We start from the raw sequence: 17,535 nt of genomic DNA on the forward strand, positions 1-17,535 counted from the left end.
AGGGTGGATGACGCTTTTTTCATCCGCCGTCACTGCGCGTGGTGGATCGGTGAAGCGCGATCCACCCTACGGTCCTACACATCGGGGGTCGGCAGGCGGCAGATAGGTGAGCCGGCGCGGTCACCCCACCCTCTCGCCTTCCACGCACAACGCCCTCGTTCCCCCGCGCACCCGCAGCCGATTGGCCTGCGGATTGCGCAGCAGGTACTCCGCTACCTTCGGCTCCAGTTGCGTGCGTACGCGGCGCGCCAGGTCGCGGGCGCCGAAACGGCGGTCGTGGCCGGCGCAGAGCAGCGCGGCGGCCGCGTCATCCACCTCCAACTGGCGCCCGTGCCGGCCCAGACGCTGGTTGAGCTTGTCCAGTTCGATGGCCAGCAGGTCCGGCAGGCGCTCGCCGCCGAGGCGCTCGAAAGCGAGAAGGCGGTCGATGCGGTTGAGGAATTCAGGCTCGAAGTGCCGGTGCAGGGCCGCCTCGACGATTGCCTTCTCGCGCCCGGGCCGGGGTTGCAGGCGCAGCCAGCGGCGCCAGCCCCGTTCGAAACCGGCGCGGTAGTGCCAGGCCTCCTGAGCGCCGATGTTGCTGGTCATGAAGATCAGGCTGTTGCGGAAATCGATGCGCCGGCTGCCGGAGCTGAGCACCATCTGGCCACTGTCGAGCACGTTGAGCAGGCTGCGGATCACCTCGCGGCTGGCCTTCTCCAGTTCGTCGAAGAGCACGATGCCGGGCCAGCTGAAGCTGCCCTGGATCGCCTCGATGTCGAACAGCGTGGTGCCTTCCTTACTGCCGACGTAGCCCGGCGGCGCGCCGGTCAGTGCGGCGGCGTAGTGCTCTTGGGCCAGGGTGTTCATGTCGATGCGGCAGAAGGCGTCGGCCTTGCCGTGGATCGCCTGGGCCAGCAGGCGGACGATCTCGGTCTTGCCGACGCCGGTCGGGCCCATGAACAGGATCACGGACAACGGCCGCTCGCGCTCGCCGATGTCCGCCTTGACCACCGCCAGCAGCGATTCCACCGCCGCCAGCGCCGCCTCCTGCCCGACGATCCGTTCGCGCAGCAGTGTCATCACCTGCGCCGGCTCGAAGAGAAAACGCGATTGCAGGCGATCTGCCGCCGGCGACGGTGCCTCGGCCAGTTGCCCGCGATTGTGCTCGACGAGGTCATTGATGAAGGGCATGCCAGGGCTCCGGATCGGCGGTGTGGGGGTGGGCTGCGTCGCGCCGCCCATGCGGTTCGTAGGGTGCGCCGTGCGCACCGGCCGATGTTGCGGTGCGCATGGCGCACCCTACGTCCATGTACGTAGCCCTGTCGGTAGCCTGTAGGGTGGGCTTCAGCCCACCGAGGTTGCCGCAAGATCCAGTTGGTGGGCTGAAGCCCACCCTACGGCATGCGGTGTCCATGCAGTTCGTAGGGTGCGCCGTGCGCACCGACCGGTGTTGCGGTGCGCATGGCGCACCCTACGTCCACGTACGTCGCGCCTTCGGCAATTTGTAGGATGCGCGGCAGCGGCATCAGCCGGCGGTCTTTTCCTTGCCGCCGTGCGGCAGCTCGCCGACCGGGCAATCGGCGACGCCGATGCTGCGGCGGGTGAGTTTTTCCACGTCGTCGCGGGCCTTTTCGGCGTCCATCACCCAGGTGCGGTAGAACTCGAACGGGCAGTCGGCGACGCCGCGGTCGCCATCGCCGGAGTTGTACACGCCGGTGTAGCCGCGGTGCAGCAGCTTGAACAGGTGGTTCTGCGACTGGTCGTTGGCGCGCGCGTCACGAATCTGCGAGATCGACAGCTGGGCGTACTGGATGCCCATTTCCTCCTCGCCGCATTCGCCGAGGGTGCGTCCGTCGAAACCGATGATCGCCGAGTGGCCGAAGTAGCTGTACACGCCGTCGAAGCCGGCGGCGTTGGCCACCGCGACGTAGCAGTTGTTGGCCCAGGCCATGGTCTTGGACATCAGCACCTGCTGCTCCTTGGCCGGGTACATGTAGCCCTGGCAGCGCACGATCAGCTCGGCGCCCTTCATCGCGCAGTCGCGCCAGATCTCCGGGTAGTTGCCGTCGTCGCAGATGATCAGGCTGATCTTCATGCCCTTGGGGCCTTCGGAGACATAGGTGCGGTCGCCCGGATACCAGCCTTCGATCGGGCACCAGGGGATGCACTTGCGGTACTTCTGCACGATCTCGCCCGCATCGTTGATCAGGACGAGGGTGTTGTACGGCGCCTTTTCCGGGGACTCGTTGCGCTCGCCGGTGAGGGAGAAGATGCCCCAGGTTTTCGCCTCGCGGCAGGCGGCGGAGAAGATCGCCGTTTCCTCGCCGGGAATGGTCGCCGCGGTGGCCATCATCTCGTCACGGTCGTACATGATCCCCATGGTGCTGTATTCGGGGAACACCACCAGGTCCATGCCCGGCAGGCCGAGCTTCATGCCCTTGATCATCTCGGCGATCCTGCGCGCGTTGTCGAGGACTTCGGCCTTGCTGTGCAGGCGCGGCATCTTGTAGTTGACGACGGCTACGCCGACGGTGTCCGGGCTGCTGGAAATATCGCCGTGACGCATGGGGTTCTCCTCGGGTTTCGGGGCACGTTGGGATCGCGGGGGTGGGGTGGTGGGCTGAAGCCCACCCTACGGAAGGTGGTCGGGACGCAGCGATCCAGGCGGCGCCTCAGTGGCTGATCATCCACGGCCGTCCCGCCGGCTTGCCCTTGAGGGCGTGGGGGTTGGCCTTGGTCGGCAGGTTCGGCTTGCTCGGCGCGCAGCAGCTGCAGCCGGAAGGGTGCTTGCGCTTGCTGGCGTACTCGGCGACGGTCTGCGGCGCGTGGGCGGCGCGCTCGTTGGTTTCGATGGCGGTACGGGTGTTGCCGGCCATGGTCGCCAGCCGCGGCGCGGATAGGATCACCCGGCGGCTTTCGCCGGCGCAGTAGGGGCACGCACAGGGCTGGTCGCGCTCGGCCATCGGCCGCAGCATGGTGAAGTCGCCGCATTCGGCGCAGTCGTATTCGTAGATCGGCATGCTCACCTCGGGGGTTCGGGACGCGCGCGGCGCCCCTTTGCCAATGCGGGTGTCCGCCACCCGGACCGGCCTGGCCGCCGTCCAAAGCACCAGGCCGGTCCGGGCGGAGAACTCATTTGTCCAGGGCGATCGGCAGGTCGATGCTGCCATCGAGGTGCTTGGTCGGGCCGGACGCGCTCGGGTTGATGTCGAATTCGAAGATCTCCGTGGGCAGCCACAGCGTCGCGCAGGCGTTGGGGATGTCCACCACGCCGCTGATGTGCCCCTGCACCGGCGCCGAGCCGAGCAGCGAGTAGCCCTGGGCCGGCGAGTAGCCGAACTTGGTCAGGTAGTTGATGGCGTTGAGGCAGGCCTGCTTGTACGCCAGGTTGACGTCCAGGTAGTGCTGCTTGCCGGCTTCGTCGACCGAGATGCCCTCGAAGATCAGGTAGTTGTTGTAGGTGGGCACGATCGGGCTGGGCTTGAAGATCGGGTTCTTGATCCCGTACTTGGCCATGCCGCCCTTGATCAGCTCGACCTTCATGTGCACCCAGCCGGCCATTTCGATGGCGCCGCAGAAGGTGATCTCGCCGTCGCCCTGGCTGAAGTGCAGGTCGCCCACCGACAGCCCGGCGCCGTCGACGTAGACCGGGAAGAAGATCTTCGAGCCGCGCGACAGGTCCTTGATGTCGCAGTTGCCGCCGTGTTCGCGCGGCGGCACGGTGCGCGCGCCGGTCAGCGCGGCCTTGTCGCGGGCCTCGCCGGTGAGCTTGCCCATGTGCGCGGTGGCGGCCAGCGGCGGGTTGGCCAGCGGCGGTACGCGGGTCGGGTTGGTGTCGATCAGCTCCTGCTCGCGCTTGTTCCAGTCGGCGAGCATCTTGTGGTCCGGCAGGCAGCCGATCAGGCCGGGGTGGATCAGGCCGGCGAAGTTCACGCCCGGAATGTGCCGCGAGCTGGTGAACATGCCCTTGAAGTCCCAGATCGACTTCTGCGCGTGGGGGAAGTGATCGGTGAGGAAGCCGCCGCCGTTCTGCTGCGAGAAGAAGCCGTTGAAGCCCCAGAGCGAATCCTGCCGCGCGCCGATGTCGAGCAGGTCGACCACCAGCAGGTCACCCGGCTCGGCACCCTGCACGCCCACCGGGCCGGACAGGTAGTGCACGGTGGACAGGTCGACGTCACGTACGTCACTGGCGTCGTCGTCGTTCTTGATCGCGCCGGCGGTCCAGTCGTAGGTTTCGAGGATGAAGTCGTCACCCGGCTTGACCCAGCAGGCCATCGGGATGTCCGGATGCCAGCGGTTGTGGATCTGCTCGTTGTCGGTGGCGGCCTGATTGAGGTCGACCTTGATCAGCGTTTCGGTCATGACAAAGCTCCTGGGACCTTGAGGGTTTCGGCGCGGCGGCCGGGTCGGGAGCTAGTCTTGATTCAGCAGGCGATGCGGGAAATACGTCGGATGACGTAGGCGCGAGCGGCACGTGCCAACGGCCTGAAAAGGCCACGCGCAGGCCATTCTCGCGCGCCGGGCTCGGGGCCGCAAAGCCGCGCGGCATGCGGCGTTCAGGCCTCGCCGGCGCGCTTCAGCGCCTCGATCAGATCGACCTTGTTCATCCGCGAACGGCCGGCGATGTTGCGCTCGGCGGCGCGCCTGAGCAGCTCGGGTTTGGCCAGGCGGCCCAGCGACGGCTCGCGCTCGGCGGCGGTCTTGCGCGCGATGTCTTCCGGCTGCGCGGAATGCTGCTGGCCGCGACGACTGTCGGCGCGTTTCTTGCGCGAGGTGCGCGCGTACTCGGCGCGGCTCAGCGACGCGCGGGCACGCTCGGGCAGGTAGCGCTCGCCGGTTTCGCCGGACGGCTTGCCCGAGCGCGTACCCCAGTCCTCCTCGGTCCATTGCGCGAGGGCGTTGTCGGCCGGCTTGTCGCCGAGGTAACCGCCACCCTCGCGCTGGTATTCGTGCACCGCCAGCTGCGCCTTGCGCGCGGACCACTGGCCGGGCTTGCCACCCTTGTCGCCGGCGGTGACACGCTGCTTGACGGTTTCCCACAGTACCGGATCGGTCTTCGTCGCAGTGCCGGACATGGCGCTTTCCTCCACGCTCTACCTGTGAAGGAAAGACCCCTGTGGCCTACGCGATGTTCTGCGTCCGGGACGAGCGGGTGTCGGCCCGCCCATCACCATTCACGACCGACAGACCAGGCGAAAACGCCCGGGGAAAGAGAACCCGGGCGCTGTGGATCGCGTCGCCAGACCGACGCGCCGCCGGTCGCGAACGGTCTCTCAGACCGAGAGGTAGCGGCTGATGGTCTGCTCATCCACCTTGTCGCGGGTTTCCTCGACGACGAACTTGCCCTTCTCGATCACCAGGAAGCGGTCGGCGATCTCCATGGTGAAGGACAGCACCTGCTCGGAGACGACGATGGTCAGGTCGCGCAGGTTGCGGATCTCCTTCAGCTTGTGGGCGATGTCCTTGATGATCGACGGCTGGATGCCTTCGGTGGGTTCGTCGAGCAGCAGCACCTTGGGGTTGGTCGCCAGCGCACGGGCGATGGCCAGCTGTTGCTGCTGGCCGCCGGAGAGGTTGCCGCCCTTGCGCGAACGCATCTCGTGGAGCACCGGGAACAGCGCGTAGAGGTCGTCCGGCACCTTGCCCCTGGCCGACGCCGGCAGGCCGGTCTGGATGTTCTCCAGCACGCTCATGTGGGAAAAGATCATCCGCCCCTGGGGCACGTAGGCGATGCCGCGCTCGACGCGCTGATGGGTTTCCAGCGCGGAGATGTCGGCGCCATCGACGCTGATTTGCCCGCCCCATTGCGGCAGCACGCCCATCAGGCTCTTGAACAGGGTGGTCTTGCCCATGCCGTTGCGGCCCATGACCGCGACGATCTCTTTTTTCGCCACGGTCAGGTTCAACTCGTGGAGGATCTGGCTCTGGCCGTAGCCGGAAACGAGGTTGCTGATCTGGAACATGTGTGTCACTCCAACGTAGGGTGCGCCACGCGCACCATTGCGTATGTGTAGGAGCCAGCTTGCTGGCGATCCGCAGATCGTCAGTAGATCGATCGTCACTGACTCTTCGGTGCGCGCGGCGCCCCCTACAAAGCCGGTATCCCGGCCTCAGATCACCTTCGGATTGCTCTGCACCAACGCCATGCCGCCGTAGGGTGCGCCATGCGCACCGCTGGCCACGACGTGGCGGACTCTTCGGTGCGCACGGCGCACCCTACAAAAGCCTGCATCGCGGGCCTCAATGCCCCAGGTACACCTCGATCACCTTCGGGTTGCTCTGCACGGACTCCATGCTGCCCTCGGCCAGCACCTTGCCCTGGTGCAGCACGGTGACCTTGTGGGCAATGCTCTTGACGAACTCCATGTCGTGCTCGATGACCAGCACCGAACGCCCCTGGCTGATGCGGTTGAGCAGCTCGGCGGTCTGCACGCGCTCGCTGACGCTCATGCCGGCCACCGGCTCGTCGAGCATCAGCAGCTCCGGGCCCTGCATCAGCAGCATGCCGATCTCCAGCCACTGCTTCTGCCCGTGGGAGAGCAGGTCGGCCTGCTTGTCGAGGAAGTCGCTGAGGAAGATCTCTCCCGCCACTTCCTCGACCCGCGCGATGACCTCGGGCGAGCGCTTGAAGAACAGCGCGCCGAACACCTTGCGCCCGCTCGGGTAGGACATTTCCAGGTTCTCGAACACCGTCAGGTTCTCGTAGATCGACGGGTTCTGGAACTTGCGCCCGACCCCGGCGCGGACGATGTCGAACTCCTTCATCCTGGTCAGCTCGCGGCCGTCGAACTCGATGCTGCCGGAGGTCGCCCTGGTCTTGCCGCAGATGAGGTCGAGCACCGTGGTCTTGCCGGCGCCGTTGGGGCCGATCACCACGTGCACTTCGTTGCGGTCGACGTAGAGGTTGAGGTCGTTGACCGCCTTGAAGCCGTCGAAGGACACGGTCAGCCCCTCGATGGCGAGGACCGGTTTGGCGGCCTGGAATCCTGCTGGGCTGTTCATGGCGCGGTCTCCAGTTCACGGGCGGGCGAGGCGGCGGGCGGCTTGGCGGCGAACACGCGAACCTTGGGCGGCGGCACGCCGAACAGCTGCTTGCCGAGCGGGAAGCGCGCGATCCATTTGCGCCCGTGGCTTTCCCAGAGGCCGGCGATGCCGTTGGGGAAGTACATGACCACGACGATGAAGAGGCCGCCCATCAGGTACAGCCACAGCTCGGGGAAGCTCTCGGAGAAGTAGGTCTTGCCGAAGCTCACCAGCAGCGTGCCGTACACCGCGCCGAGCAGCGACATGCGCCCGCCCACCGCGGCGAAGATGACCATCTCGATCGACGGTACGATGCCGACGAAGCTCGGCGACATGAAGCCAACCTGCAGGGCGAACATCGCCCCGCCGATGGCCGAGAAGGCCGCCGCCAGGCAGAACACGAAGATCTTGAAGCTGGCCACGTCGTAGCCGGAGAAGCGCACACGTTCCTCCTTGTCGCGCATCGCCATCAGCAGGCGGCCGAGCTTGGAGGTCAGCACGAAGCGGCCGACGAGGATGCAGCCCAGCAGCAGGAAGGCGTTGACGAAGTAGAGGACGACCTTCGCCGAGTTGTCGCGGATGTCCCAGCCGAGCAGGGTCTTGAGGTCGGTGATGCCGTTGACGCCGCCGGTGAGGCCCTGCTGGCCGATGATCAGGATGGTCAGGATCGCCGCGATGGCCTGGGTGACGATTGAGAAGTACACGTCGCCGACGCGGCGCTTGAACATGGCGATGCCGATGATCAGCGCCAGCAGTGCGGGCACCGCGACCACCGCAACCAGGGTGAAGCCGAAGCTGTGGAACGGCTGCCACATCATCGGCAGCTCGGTCAGCTGGTTCCAGTCCATGAAATCCGGGATGCCGGGGGTGGACTGGATCTTGGTGCTCTCCGGGTCGGACGCCTCCAGCTTGAGGAACATCGCCATGCAGTAGCCGCCGACACCGAAGAAGATGCCCTGGCCGAGGCTGAGGATGCCGCCATAGCCCCAGCACAGCACCAGGCCGACGGCGACGAAGGCGTAGGTCAGGTACTTGCCGACCATGTTCAGGCGGAAGGTGTCCAGCGCCAGCGGGAACACCACCAGGATCAGCGCGGCCAGCACCAGCAGGCCGATGGCCCCCTGTTTGCCGCCGAGCAGGTTTTCGTAGGCGTTTTTCATGGACGGCTCCTAAGGCGTTGCTTGTTCCCGTCGGGAACCCGCGGTCGGGCTCCCGCGACGATCGATGTGCGCATTTATTTCCGGACCTTTATCGAGAACAGCCCCTGCGGACGCAGCATCAGGATCAGGATCACCGCCGACAGGGTCAGCACCTTGGCCATCGAGCCGGAGAGGAAGAACTCCATGATCGATTGCGCCTGGGCGATGGTGAACGCCGAGGCGATGGTGCCGACCAGACTGGCAGCGCCGCCGAAGACCACGGTGAGGAAGGTGTCGACGATGTACAGCGAACCCGCGGTCGGCCCGGTGGAGCCGATGGTGGTGAAGGCCGCGCCGGCGACTCCGGCGACGCCGCAGCCGAGGGCGAAGGTCATGCGGTCGACCTTTTTGGTGTTGATCCCCACGGCGCGGCTCATCACCCGGTTCTGCATGGTGGCGCGCACGTGCAGGCCCCAGCGCGAGCGGTACAGCATGATGAAGATGGTCGCGGTACAGAGCACCGTGAGGCCCATGACGAACAGGCCGTTCTTCGGAATGTCGATGGCGTCGGTGGGGTTCCACGAGCCCATGATCCATTCCGGCATTTCCGCGCCCACTTCACGCGCGCCGAAGATCGAACGGAACGCCTGCTGCATCACCAGGGACAGGCCCCAGGTCGCCAGCAGGGTGTCCAGCGGACGGTGGTAGAGCTTGCTGATCATCGCCCACTCCACCAGCCAGCCCAGGGCGCCGGCGATGAAGAACGAAGCGATGATGGCGAAGAAGAAGTAGTACGGCTGCATCGCCGGTACGTAGTGCAGGGTCAGCGTCGAGATCACGTAGGTGGTGTACGCGCCGACGGTGAGAAACTCGCCGTGGGCCATGTTGATCACGCCCATCTGGCCGAAGATGATCGCCAGGCCGAGTGCCATCAGCAGCAGCACGCAGAACACCGACAAGCCGTTGAAGCCCTGCATGACGGCGATGGCGCCGAAGTCGGATAGCCACTCCATGATTGGTCTCCTGGGTGGGGTGGTGGAATTCGTGGCGGAGCCGTCCTCCCTCTCCCCGGGCCTCTCCCCAAGGGGAGAGGGGGTGGAAAGTGCAAGGACGACACCTGTGTGGAAGCCATCGCCCTCGGCGCCAATCGCTCCCTACAGAGGGTCGGTAGGACGCACCAGGTAACGCGCTACGCCAATCGGTCCCCTCGCCCCGGCGGGGAGAGGGTTAGGGAGAGGGGGCGGACTCGCCAGGAGCCCACCCCCTCGACCGGTCACTGATAGCCTTTGGGGAACGGGTTCGGCTCGATCAGCTCGGACTCGTGGACCACCTTGAAGGTACCGTCGGCCTGGATTTCGGCGATGCGCGCCTTGCTCCACAGGTGATGGTTCTCGTGGACCTTCACGTAGCCTTCCGGCGCGGTGGTCAGCTCGATGCCTGGCGAGGCGGCGACCACCTTGTCGACGTCGAAGCTGCCGGCCTTCTCGACCGCCGCCTTCCACAACCATGGGCCAAGGTAGCCGGCCTGGGTCACGTCGCCGATGACCGAGTCCTTGCCGTACTTGGCCTTGAATTCCTCAACGAATTTCTTGTTGTTGGGGTTATCCAGGGTCTGGAAGTACTTCATCGAGGAGTAGAAGCCCTTCATGTTCTCGCCGCCGATGCCGAGCATTTCATCCTCGGTGACGGAGATGGTCAGCAGGGTCTGCTTGTCGCTGGTGATACCTGCGGCCTTCAGTTGCTTGTAGAAGGCCACGTTGGAACCGCCGACCACGGCGGCGAACACCACGTCGGGTTTCTTCAGCTTGATCTTGTTGGTCAGCGAGCCGAACTGGGTGTTGCCCAGCGGGTAGTACTCCTCGCCGACGACCTTGCCGCCGAGCACGTTCTCGATGTGCTTGCGCGCGATCTTCATCGAGGTACGCGGCCAGATGTAGTCGGAGCCGAGCAGATAGAAGGTCTTGGCGCCCTTCTCCTTGGCGATCCAGTCGAGGCTGGCGAGGATCTGCTGGGTCGCTTCCTGGCCGGTGTAGATGACGTTCTTGGATTGCTCGAGGCCTTCGTAGAAGGTCGGGTAGTAGAGCAGCCCGTTGTCCTTCTCGAAGATCGGCAGCACGGCCTTGCGCGAGGCGGAGGTCCAGCAGCCGAACACGGCGGCGACCTTGTCGCTCTCCAGCAGCTTCTTGGCCTTCTCGGCGAAGGTCGGCCAGTCGGACGCGCCGTCTTCCTGAACCACCTTGATCTGCCGGCCGAGGATGCCGCCCGAGGCGTTGATCTGGTCGATGGCCAGGCGTTCGGCCTGGATGGAACCGGTTTCCGAGATCGCCATGGTGCCGGTCGCCGAGTGCAGCTGGCCGACGGTCACGGTGGTGTCGGTGACCGCCAGGCCGGTGGTGTTGGCATCGTCGGCCTGCGCCATCTGGCCGAATACGCTGGCGGCCAGCAGCGAGATCGCCGCGGCGCCCAGCGCCAGCCGCCGGGGAAGGTGGCGTGTGGCTCCCGTGAGTCTTGATTCCATCGTCTTGCTCCTCTGGTGGTTGGCGCGATCGGCTCGCCTTGCGGGTGCCGGTCTCGGTTCGGGGCAAGAATGCGTTTGCGACGCGAACGGGGGGTATACGCAGATTGACGTAAGCGCATACGTCATCTGACGTACAGGCGCAGCGCTCTGCTTCGGGCATCCTGAGCCCCGCCACGCGCGCAGGCGTCCCGCCTCCTGTAGGCGGATTCCGGTGCGCGCGGCGCACCCTACGGCCACACGCTTCACGGGCATTCGTAGGGTGCGCCATGCGCACCAAGGGACCGCCGGATTCCTCGGCGCAGGAAAAAACCGGTGCGCGCGGCGCACCCTACGGCAACACGCTTCACGGAGCATTCGTAGGGTGCGCCATGCGCACCAAGGGACCGCCGGATTCCACGGCGCAGGGAACACCCCCGGTGCGCGGCGCCCCACGGCCACGCTTCACGCGGCACTCGTAGGGTGCGCCATGCGCACCGCAGAACCGCCCGACGGGTCACGCCGGGGCATGGAAGTTGCTGTCGAGAACCACCGCCAACCAGGAGCGCGCCCGTGCAGCCCACCGGCACACAACGCATCGCCAAGATCCGCCGCGACTACAACAGCTGGGTCGCCGACGAGACGCTGGAAGACTACGCGCTGCGCTTCACGCCGAAGTCGTTCCGCAAGTGGTCGGAGTTCCGCATCGCCAACACCGCCCTGGGCGCGGTGTCGTTCCTCGCCCTGGAAGCCATCGGCGGCGCGCTGGCGATCAGCTACGGCTTCAACAACACGCTGTGGGCGATCATCGCCGTGGCCCTGGTGATCTTCCTCACCGGCCTGCCGATCAGCTACTACGCCGCCCGCTACGGCGTGGACATGGACCTGCTGACCCGCGGCGCCGGCTTCGGCTACATCGGCTCGACCATCACCTCGCTGATCTACGCCAGCTTCACCTTCCTGTTCTTCGCCCTCGAGGCGGCGATCATGGCGCTGGCGCTGGAGCTGTACTTCAACATCCCGCTGGCGCTGGCCTATGTGATCTGTTCGATCCTGATCATCCCGCTGGTGACCTACGGCATCACCCTGATCAACCGCCTGCAACTGTGGACGCAACCGGTGTGGATCGTGCTGCTGTTCCTGCCCTACGTGTTCGTCATGCTGAAGAACCCCGAGGCGCTGAACGATCTCACCGGCTTCGTCGGCCGCGAGGGCGAGGCCGGGCGTTTCAACCTGCTGCATTTCGGCGCGGCCTGCACCGTGGCGCTGGCGCTGGTCACGCAGATCGGCGAGCAGGTCGACTACCTGCGCTTCCTGCCGGCCAGGACCCGCGCCAACCGCAAGCGCTGGTGGGCGGCGATGCTGCTGGCCGGGCCGGGATGGATCATCCCCGGCGCGCTGAAGATGTTCGCCGGCGCCTTTCTCGCCTTCCTCGCCCTGCAGCACGAGATTCCCATCGAGCGCGCCGCCGAGCCGACGCAGATGTACCTGGTGGCCTACGGCTACGTGTTCGACTCGCCGCAATGGGCGCTCGGCGCGATGGTGCTGTTCGTCATCGTCTCGCAGGTGAAGATCAACGTGACCAACGCCTACGCCGGCTCGCTGGCCTGGTCGAACTTCTTCGCCCGCGTCACCCACAGCCATCCGGGCCGCGTGGTGTGGCTGGTGTTCAACGTCGCAATCGCGTTGATGCTGATGGAACTGGGCGTGTTCGAGGCCATCGAGCAGGTGCTCGGGCTCTACTCCAACATCGCCATCGCCTGGATCGGCGCGGTGGTCGCGGACCTTGTGATCAACAAGCCGCTGGGGCTCTCGCCGAAGCAGATCGAGTTCAAGCGCGCGCACCTGTACGACATCAACCCGGTCGGTGTCGGCGCCATGCTGATCGCCTCGCTGCTCTCGGTGGCGGCGCACGGCGGCCTGTTCGGCGCCCTCGCCCAGGCCGCGTCGCCGGCCGTGGCGCTGGGCTCGGCGCTGATCGTCGCGCCGCTGATCGCCTGGCTGACCAAGGGCCGCTACTACATCGCCCGGCAGCGCCAGCCGCAGCTGCTCCATCCCTATACGGTCAGGGGCAAGGTGCCCTGCGTGCTCTGCAGCAACGCTTTCGAGGAGCCGGACACCGCCTTCTGCCCGGCCTACGGCGCGCCGATCTGTTCGCTGTGCTGCTCGCTGGACGCACGCTGCGGCGACCTCTGCAAACCGCGCGCGCGCCTCTCCGAGCAGTTCGACGACCTGATCCACTGGATATTCCCCAACGTCTCCATCCCGCGCCTGCACACCCGGCTGGCGCATTACCTCGGGGTGCTGACGGTGATCGTCGCGCTGCTGTCCTGCGCCCTGGCGCTGGTCTACAGCCAGGTTTCCCAGGGCATCGGCGAGGCCTCGCCGGAAGGGGTGCAGACGCTCTACCAGGCCTTCCTCAAGGCGTTCCTGGTGCTCACCCTGTTCGCCAGCCTGCTCGCCTGGTGGGTGGTGCTGACCCGCGAGAGCCGCCGCGTGGCGCAGGAGGAATCGCACCGCCAGACGCAGTTGCTGATGCAGGAGATCGAGGCCCACCGGCGCACCGACGAAGAACTGCAGAAGGCCAAGGAAGCCAGCGAGTCGGCCAACGCGGCGAAGAGCCGCTACGTCACCGGGCTCTCCCACGAACTGCGCACGCCGCTCAACAGCATCCTCGGCTACACGCAGATCCTGCAGCGCGACGGCGCCATGGCGGACCAGCACAAGGACGCCCTGGCGACCATCTTCCGCAGCGGCTCGCACCTGCTCTCGCTGATCGACGGGCTGCTCGACGTGGCCAAGATCGAGGCCGGCAAGCTGAACCTGGAGCAGGTGGAAATCCCCTTCCCCGAGTTCGTCCGGCAACTGCAGCAGATGATCACCCCGCAGGCCCAGGAGAAGGGCCTGGGCTTTCGCCTGGACGTGCGCGGGCGGCTGCCCAGCGTGGTGCGCGGCGACGACAAGCGCATCCGCCAGATCCTCATCAACCTGCTCGGCAACGCAGTGCGCTTCACCGAGCGCGGCGAGGTCGCCCTCGCCGTCAGCTACCTGCGCGAGACCGCCACCTTCGAGATCATCGACACCGGCATCGGCATCGCGCCGGAACAGATCGAGCGGATCTTCCAGCCCTTCGAGCGTGGCGACCCGCTGCGCCAGGACAACGGCGTCGGCCTCGGCCTGACCATCACCCGCATGCTCACCTCGCTGATGGGCGGCGAACTGTCGGTGACCAGCCGCCCCGGCGAGGGCACGCGCTTCCAGGTGCGCCTGTTCCTGTCCGAGGTGCGCGTGCCGCAGGCGGTGGTGCACGTCGAGCACGACATCGTCGGCTACCAGGGCGAGCGCCGGCTGATCCTGGTGGTCGACGATCACCTGGAACACCGCAAGGTGCTCTCCGGCATGCTCGCGCCGCTGGGCTTCGCCATCGCCGAGGCGAGCAACGGCCAGGAGGCGGTGCGCCAGGTCGCCCTGCTCAACCCGGACCTGATCCTGATGGACCTGTCGATGCCGCTGATGGACGGCTGGGAAACCAGCCGGATGATCCGCCGCAACGTGATGTCGCAGGCGCCGATCATCGTCATCTCGGCCAACGCCTTCACCGACGACCGCGAGCGCAGCGTCGGCGCCGAATGCAGCGACTACCTGGCCAAGCCGGTGCACACCCCCGAGCTACTGGAGAAGATCAAGGCCCAGCTCGGCCTGCAGTGGCTCAAGCGTCCCGCCGAAACGCCCCCCGGCAACGAGCCCTGGCGGCTGCCCAGCGCCCAGGCCCTGGCCGAGCTCAGCGAGCTGGGCGCGCTGGGTTACGTGAAAGGCATCGTCGAACGCCTCGACGCACTGGAGGGTACGGAACCGGAAGCCGCCGCCTTCGTCGCCGGCATGCGCCAACTGGTCAAGCGCTTCCAGCTCAACGAATTCAACCGCCTGCTCAAGGACGCCCAGAGCCGGCGCCGTTCCGTGCCCGAACAGGAGATCGCCCGTCGTGATTGATTCACCCCAGCCGTCCGCCCCATCCACCGCCAAGGCCCTCCGGCCGGTGCACGAGCAGGGCGTTGTCCTGATCGTCGACGACGTCCCGGACAACCTCGCCCTGCTTTCCGACGCCCTCGACGAGGCCGGCTACATGGTGCTGGTCGCCCTCGACGGCGCCAGCGCGCTGGAACGCATGCAGCGCCGCCGCCCGGACGTGATCCTGCTGGACGCGATGATGCCCGGCATGGACGGCTTCGAGACCTGCCGGCGGATCAAGGCGCAGGCCGGCATCGCGGATATCCCGGTGCTGTTCATGACCGCGCTGACCGACAGCGAGCACGTCGTCGAAGGCTTCGCGGCCGGCGGCATCGACTACGTGACCAAGCCGATCCGCCCGGACGAGGTGCTCGCCCGCGTCGCCGCCCACCTGCGCACCGCGCGCACCCTGCAGACGGCGCGCAACGCTCCGGGCGCCACCCCTAGCCTGGACGACGAACAGGTCCGCGAAGCCCTCGCGGCACGCTTCCAGCTCACCGGCCGCGAAGTCGAAGTGCTGCACTGGGTCGCCTGCGGCAAGACCAACCGCGATATCGGCGACATCCTCGGCCTCAGCCCGCGCACGGTGAACAAGCACCTGGAACACGTCTACGTGAAGCTCGGCGTGGAAACCCGCACCGCCGCGGCGGCCGTGGCGATGGCGGCGGGCGGGCGCTAGTGCTGCGCGGCGCCGGACTCAGCGCAACTGGTGCCGGTCGATCAACCGTTCGTAGCTGCCATCGGCCTTCATCTCCTCGATCGCGCGGTCGAAACCTTCGATGATCTCGGCGTAGTTCTCCAGGCTGCGCCGTACGAGGATGTGCAGGCCGTTCTCGGACAACGGCGGGGAAAGGAACTCCAGCCCCGCGCGCAGGCTGCGCAGCGAGCGACTGAAATGAAAGCCGGCGGCGTACTCGTCCTCCACGGCCAGGTCGACGCGGCCGGCGGCGAGCATGTTGGCGGCGACCTCGAAGCTGCGCACGGGAACCCGTTTGAGCTTCTCGTCGGTGTCGAAGGCGGGGTCGTAGGCGTAGTCGCGCACCACCGCGATGCTGTAGGGATACAGGTCCTGGATTCGCTGGAAGCTGATGTCGCTGCCCTTGCGCTCGAGCAGGCGCACCCGGTTCGACAGGTAGGGCGCGGAAAACGCCCCGTAGGCGGCGCGCTCCTCGCTGTACCAGGCGCTGATGACGACGTCGTACTGGTCCTGCTGGAGGCCGCGGATCGCCCGCGCCCAGGGCACCTCGACGTACTCGCTGTCGTAGCCGGCGCGCCGCAGCGCGGTGCTCACAAGGTCGGAAGCCAGCCCATTGTTTAGCAGCCGGTGGTCGGTATAGGGCGCCCAGGCATTGGCCACCAGGCGCAACGGATCGGCGGGCGCCAGCCCGGCGCACAAGAGGCTGCCGAGAAGCAGCGTGGCTCTGAAAGCCCTGAACGGCCACTGGTCCGCGAGGCACTGCTTCATCGACACATGATCCCTGTTGGAACGACTTCGTGATCGTGCGGGTAACCGCTGGCAATTTTCTTCGCAAGAAGCAGGCCACGCCGCAGGGCATTCGGCGGCAACCGGGCATCGGTTACCATGCGCGGCCGCCGGCTCGCTTCCGGCCTGGCTTGTACGTGGAGATCGACGGGTGCGCAATACCGATGTGGTGATCATAGGTGCCGGCGCCGCCGGCCTGATGTGTGCGCTGACCGCCGGCGCGCGTGGCCGGCGTGTGCTGTTGCTCGACCATGCGAACAAGGCTGGGAAGAAAATTCTCATGTCCGGCGGCGGTCGTTGCAACTTCACCAATCTCTACAGCGAGCCGGGCAATTTCCTCTCGCGCAACCCGCATTTCTGCAAATCGGCGCTGGCGCGCTACACCCAGTGGGATTTCATCGCCCTGGTGGAAGCCCACAAGGTGCCCTACCACGAGAAGAAACTCGGCCAGCTGTTCTGCGATGACAAGGCCGGCGACATTCTGCAGATGCTCCTCGACGAATGCCGGCAGGCGAACGTCGAGCTGCATCTGGACACGCCGGTGAACGTCATCGAGAAAAGCGAGGGCGCCTATCGGTTGCAGACCGGCATCGGCGAGCTGCACTGCGCCTCGCTGGTGATCGCCACCGGCGGCCTGTCCATCCCGACCCTCGGCGCCACCGGCTTCGGCTACCAGGTCGCCCGCCAGTTCGGCCACGAGGTGCTGCCGACCCGCGCCGGCCTGGTGCCCTTCACCATTACCGACAGCCTCAAGGACCTGTGCGGCGAACTCTCCGGCACCTCGCTGGACTGCTCGGTGAGCTGCAACGGCGAACGCTTTCGCGAGAACATTCTGTTCACCCACCGCGGCCTGAGCGGGCCGGCGATCCTGCAGATTTCCTCCTACTGGGAGCCCGGCGACGTGGTCGAGATCGACCTGCTGCCCGACCGCGACGCCGAGGCCTGGCTGCTGGAGGCGCAACGCGCACACCCGGACCGTGAACTGAAGACGCTGCTCGCCGAGGTGTTCACCAAGAAGATGGCCGGGCTGCTCGCCGAACGCTGGTTCCTGTCCAAACCGCTGCGCCAGTACACCCCGGCCGAAATCGCCGAGATCGCCGCGCGCCTGGGCGGCTGGCGCCTGGTGCCGTCGGGCACCGAGGGTTATCGCACCGCCGAGGTCACCCTGGGCGGCGTGAGCACCGACGAGGTGTCGTCGAAGACCATGGAATCGCAGCGCTCGCCGGGGCTGTACTTCGTCGGCGAGGTGCTCGACGTCAGCGGCCATCTGGGCGGTTTCAACTTCCAGTGGGCCTGGGCCTCGGGACACGCCGCCGGGGAGTGCGTCTGAGCCGGCGAAGAAATCCGCCGAACGCGTGGCTTTAATTCGTTTTCGCTAGTCTGATGCCTATCCAACGGAGACCGAA

Annotated in this window: 14 protein-coding genes; 3 read left to right on the forward strand and 11 right to left on the reverse strand. The window is 66.5% G+C overall.

The window, feature by feature from the left end; translation table 11 throughout:
* Positions 1-120 precede the first annotated feature (120 nt).
* The 10 genes from BLV15_RS01335 to urtA form a co-directional block, all read right to left on the reverse strand.
* Positions 121-1,173, reverse strand: coding sequence for an AAA family ATPase (locus tag BLV15_RS01335; RefSeq protein ID WP_090223950.1), 1,053 nt, complete (start codon positions 1,171-1,173; stop codon positions 121-123).
* 334 nt (positions 1,174-1,507) lie between these two features.
* Entirely contained in the window at positions 1,508-2,548 is a 1,041-nt protein-coding gene (locus BLV15_RS01340) for an aliphatic amidase (protein WP_090223951.1), read from the reverse strand.
* A 106-nt stretch (positions 2,549-2,654) separates the two neighbouring features.
* The gene (locus BLV15_RS01345; RefSeq protein ID WP_090223953.1) at positions 2,655-3,002 is read right to left on the reverse strand and encodes an FmdB family zinc ribbon protein; all 348 of its coding nucleotides are present in this window, start codon (positions 3,000-3,002) and stop codon (positions 2,655-2,657) included.
* A 112-nt stretch (positions 3,003-3,114) separates the two neighbouring features.
* Positions 3,115-4,344 carry a formamidase gene (fmdA, locus tag BLV15_RS01350; RefSeq protein ID WP_090223955.1) on the reverse strand — a complete coding sequence of 410 codons (1,230 nt, stop codon included), beginning with the start codon at positions 4,342-4,344 and terminating at the stop codon, positions 3,115-3,117.
* Between the two features lie 194 nt (positions 4,345-4,538).
* The gene (locus BLV15_RS01355; protein ID WP_090223956.1) at positions 4,539-5,057 is read right to left on the reverse strand and encodes a Rho termination factor N-terminal domain-containing protein; all 519 of its coding nucleotides are present in this window, start codon (positions 5,055-5,057) and stop codon (positions 4,539-4,541) included.
* Between the two features lie 198 nt (positions 5,058-5,255).
* Positions 5,256-5,945 carry an urea ABC transporter ATP-binding subunit UrtE gene (gene urtE / locus BLV15_RS01360; protein WP_090223958.1) on the reverse strand — a complete coding sequence of 230 codons (690 nt, stop codon included), beginning with the start codon at positions 5,943-5,945 and terminating at the stop codon, positions 5,256-5,258.
* A gap of 277 nt (positions 5,946-6,222) precedes the next feature.
* On the reverse strand, positions 6,223-6,984 hold the full coding sequence (urtD, locus tag BLV15_RS01365) for an urea ABC transporter ATP-binding protein UrtD (RefSeq protein WP_090223960.1): 762 nt from the start codon (positions 6,982-6,984) through the stop codon (positions 6,223-6,225).
* Positions 6,981-8,165, reverse strand: coding sequence for an urea ABC transporter permease subunit UrtC (urtC, locus tag BLV15_RS01370; RefSeq protein ID WP_090223961.1), 1,185 nt, complete (start codon positions 8,163-8,165; stop codon positions 6,981-6,983). The genes urtD and urtC overlap by 4 nt, the downstream gene beginning before the upstream one ends.
* Positions 8,166-8,239: 74 nt before the next feature.
* The gene (urtB, locus tag BLV15_RS01375) at positions 8,240-9,157 is read right to left on the reverse strand and encodes an urea ABC transporter permease subunit UrtB (RefSeq protein WP_175534266.1); all 918 of its coding nucleotides are present in this window, start codon (positions 9,155-9,157) and stop codon (positions 8,240-8,242) included.
* Positions 9,158-9,417: 260 nt separating this feature from the next.
* Positions 9,418-10,662, reverse strand: a complete 1,245-nt coding sequence (gene urtA, locus BLV15_RS01380) for an urea ABC transporter substrate-binding protein (protein WP_090223963.1) — start codon at positions 10,660-10,662, stop codon at positions 9,418-9,420.
* 549 nt (positions 10,663-11,211) lie between these two features.
* Here urtA and BLV15_RS01385 point away from each other — a divergent pair.
* Together BLV15_RS01385 and BLV15_RS01390 are read left to right on the forward strand one after the other, a co-directional pair.
* A complete protein-coding gene (locus tag BLV15_RS01385) occupies positions 11,212-14,628 on the forward strand; it encodes a hybrid sensor histidine kinase/response regulator (protein WP_090223965.1) in 3,417 nt (1,138 codons plus the stop codon).
* A gap of 46 nt (positions 14,629-14,674) precedes the next feature.
* On the forward strand, positions 14,675-15,325 hold the full coding sequence (locus BLV15_RS01390; RefSeq protein ID WP_090225164.1) for a response regulator: 651 nt from the start codon (positions 14,675-14,677) through the stop codon (positions 15,323-15,325).
* A gap of 18 nt (positions 15,326-15,343) precedes the next feature.
* Here the strand turns inward: BLV15_RS01390 and BLV15_RS01395 are convergent, their stop codons facing one another.
* Complete coding sequence (locus BLV15_RS01395) at positions 15,344-16,111, reverse strand: substrate-binding periplasmic protein (RefSeq protein WP_090223966.1); 768 nt, start codon at positions 16,109-16,111, stop codon at positions 15,344-15,346.
* Between the two features lie 169 nt (positions 16,112-16,280).
* On the opposite strand from BLV15_RS01395, the gene BLV15_RS01400 reads away from it, so the two are divergent.
* Complete coding sequence (locus BLV15_RS01400) at positions 16,281-17,459, forward strand: BaiN/RdsA family NAD(P)/FAD-dependent oxidoreductase (protein WP_090223968.1); 1,179 nt, start codon at positions 16,281-16,283, stop codon at positions 17,457-17,459.
* Positions 17,460-17,535: the final 76 nt, after the last annotated feature.

Source organism: Pseudomonas kuykendallii, from assembly GCF_900106975.1.
Classification (GTDB): Bacteria; Pseudomonadota; Gammaproteobacteria; order Pseudomonadales; family Pseudomonadaceae; genus Pseudomonas_O; species Pseudomonas_O kuykendallii.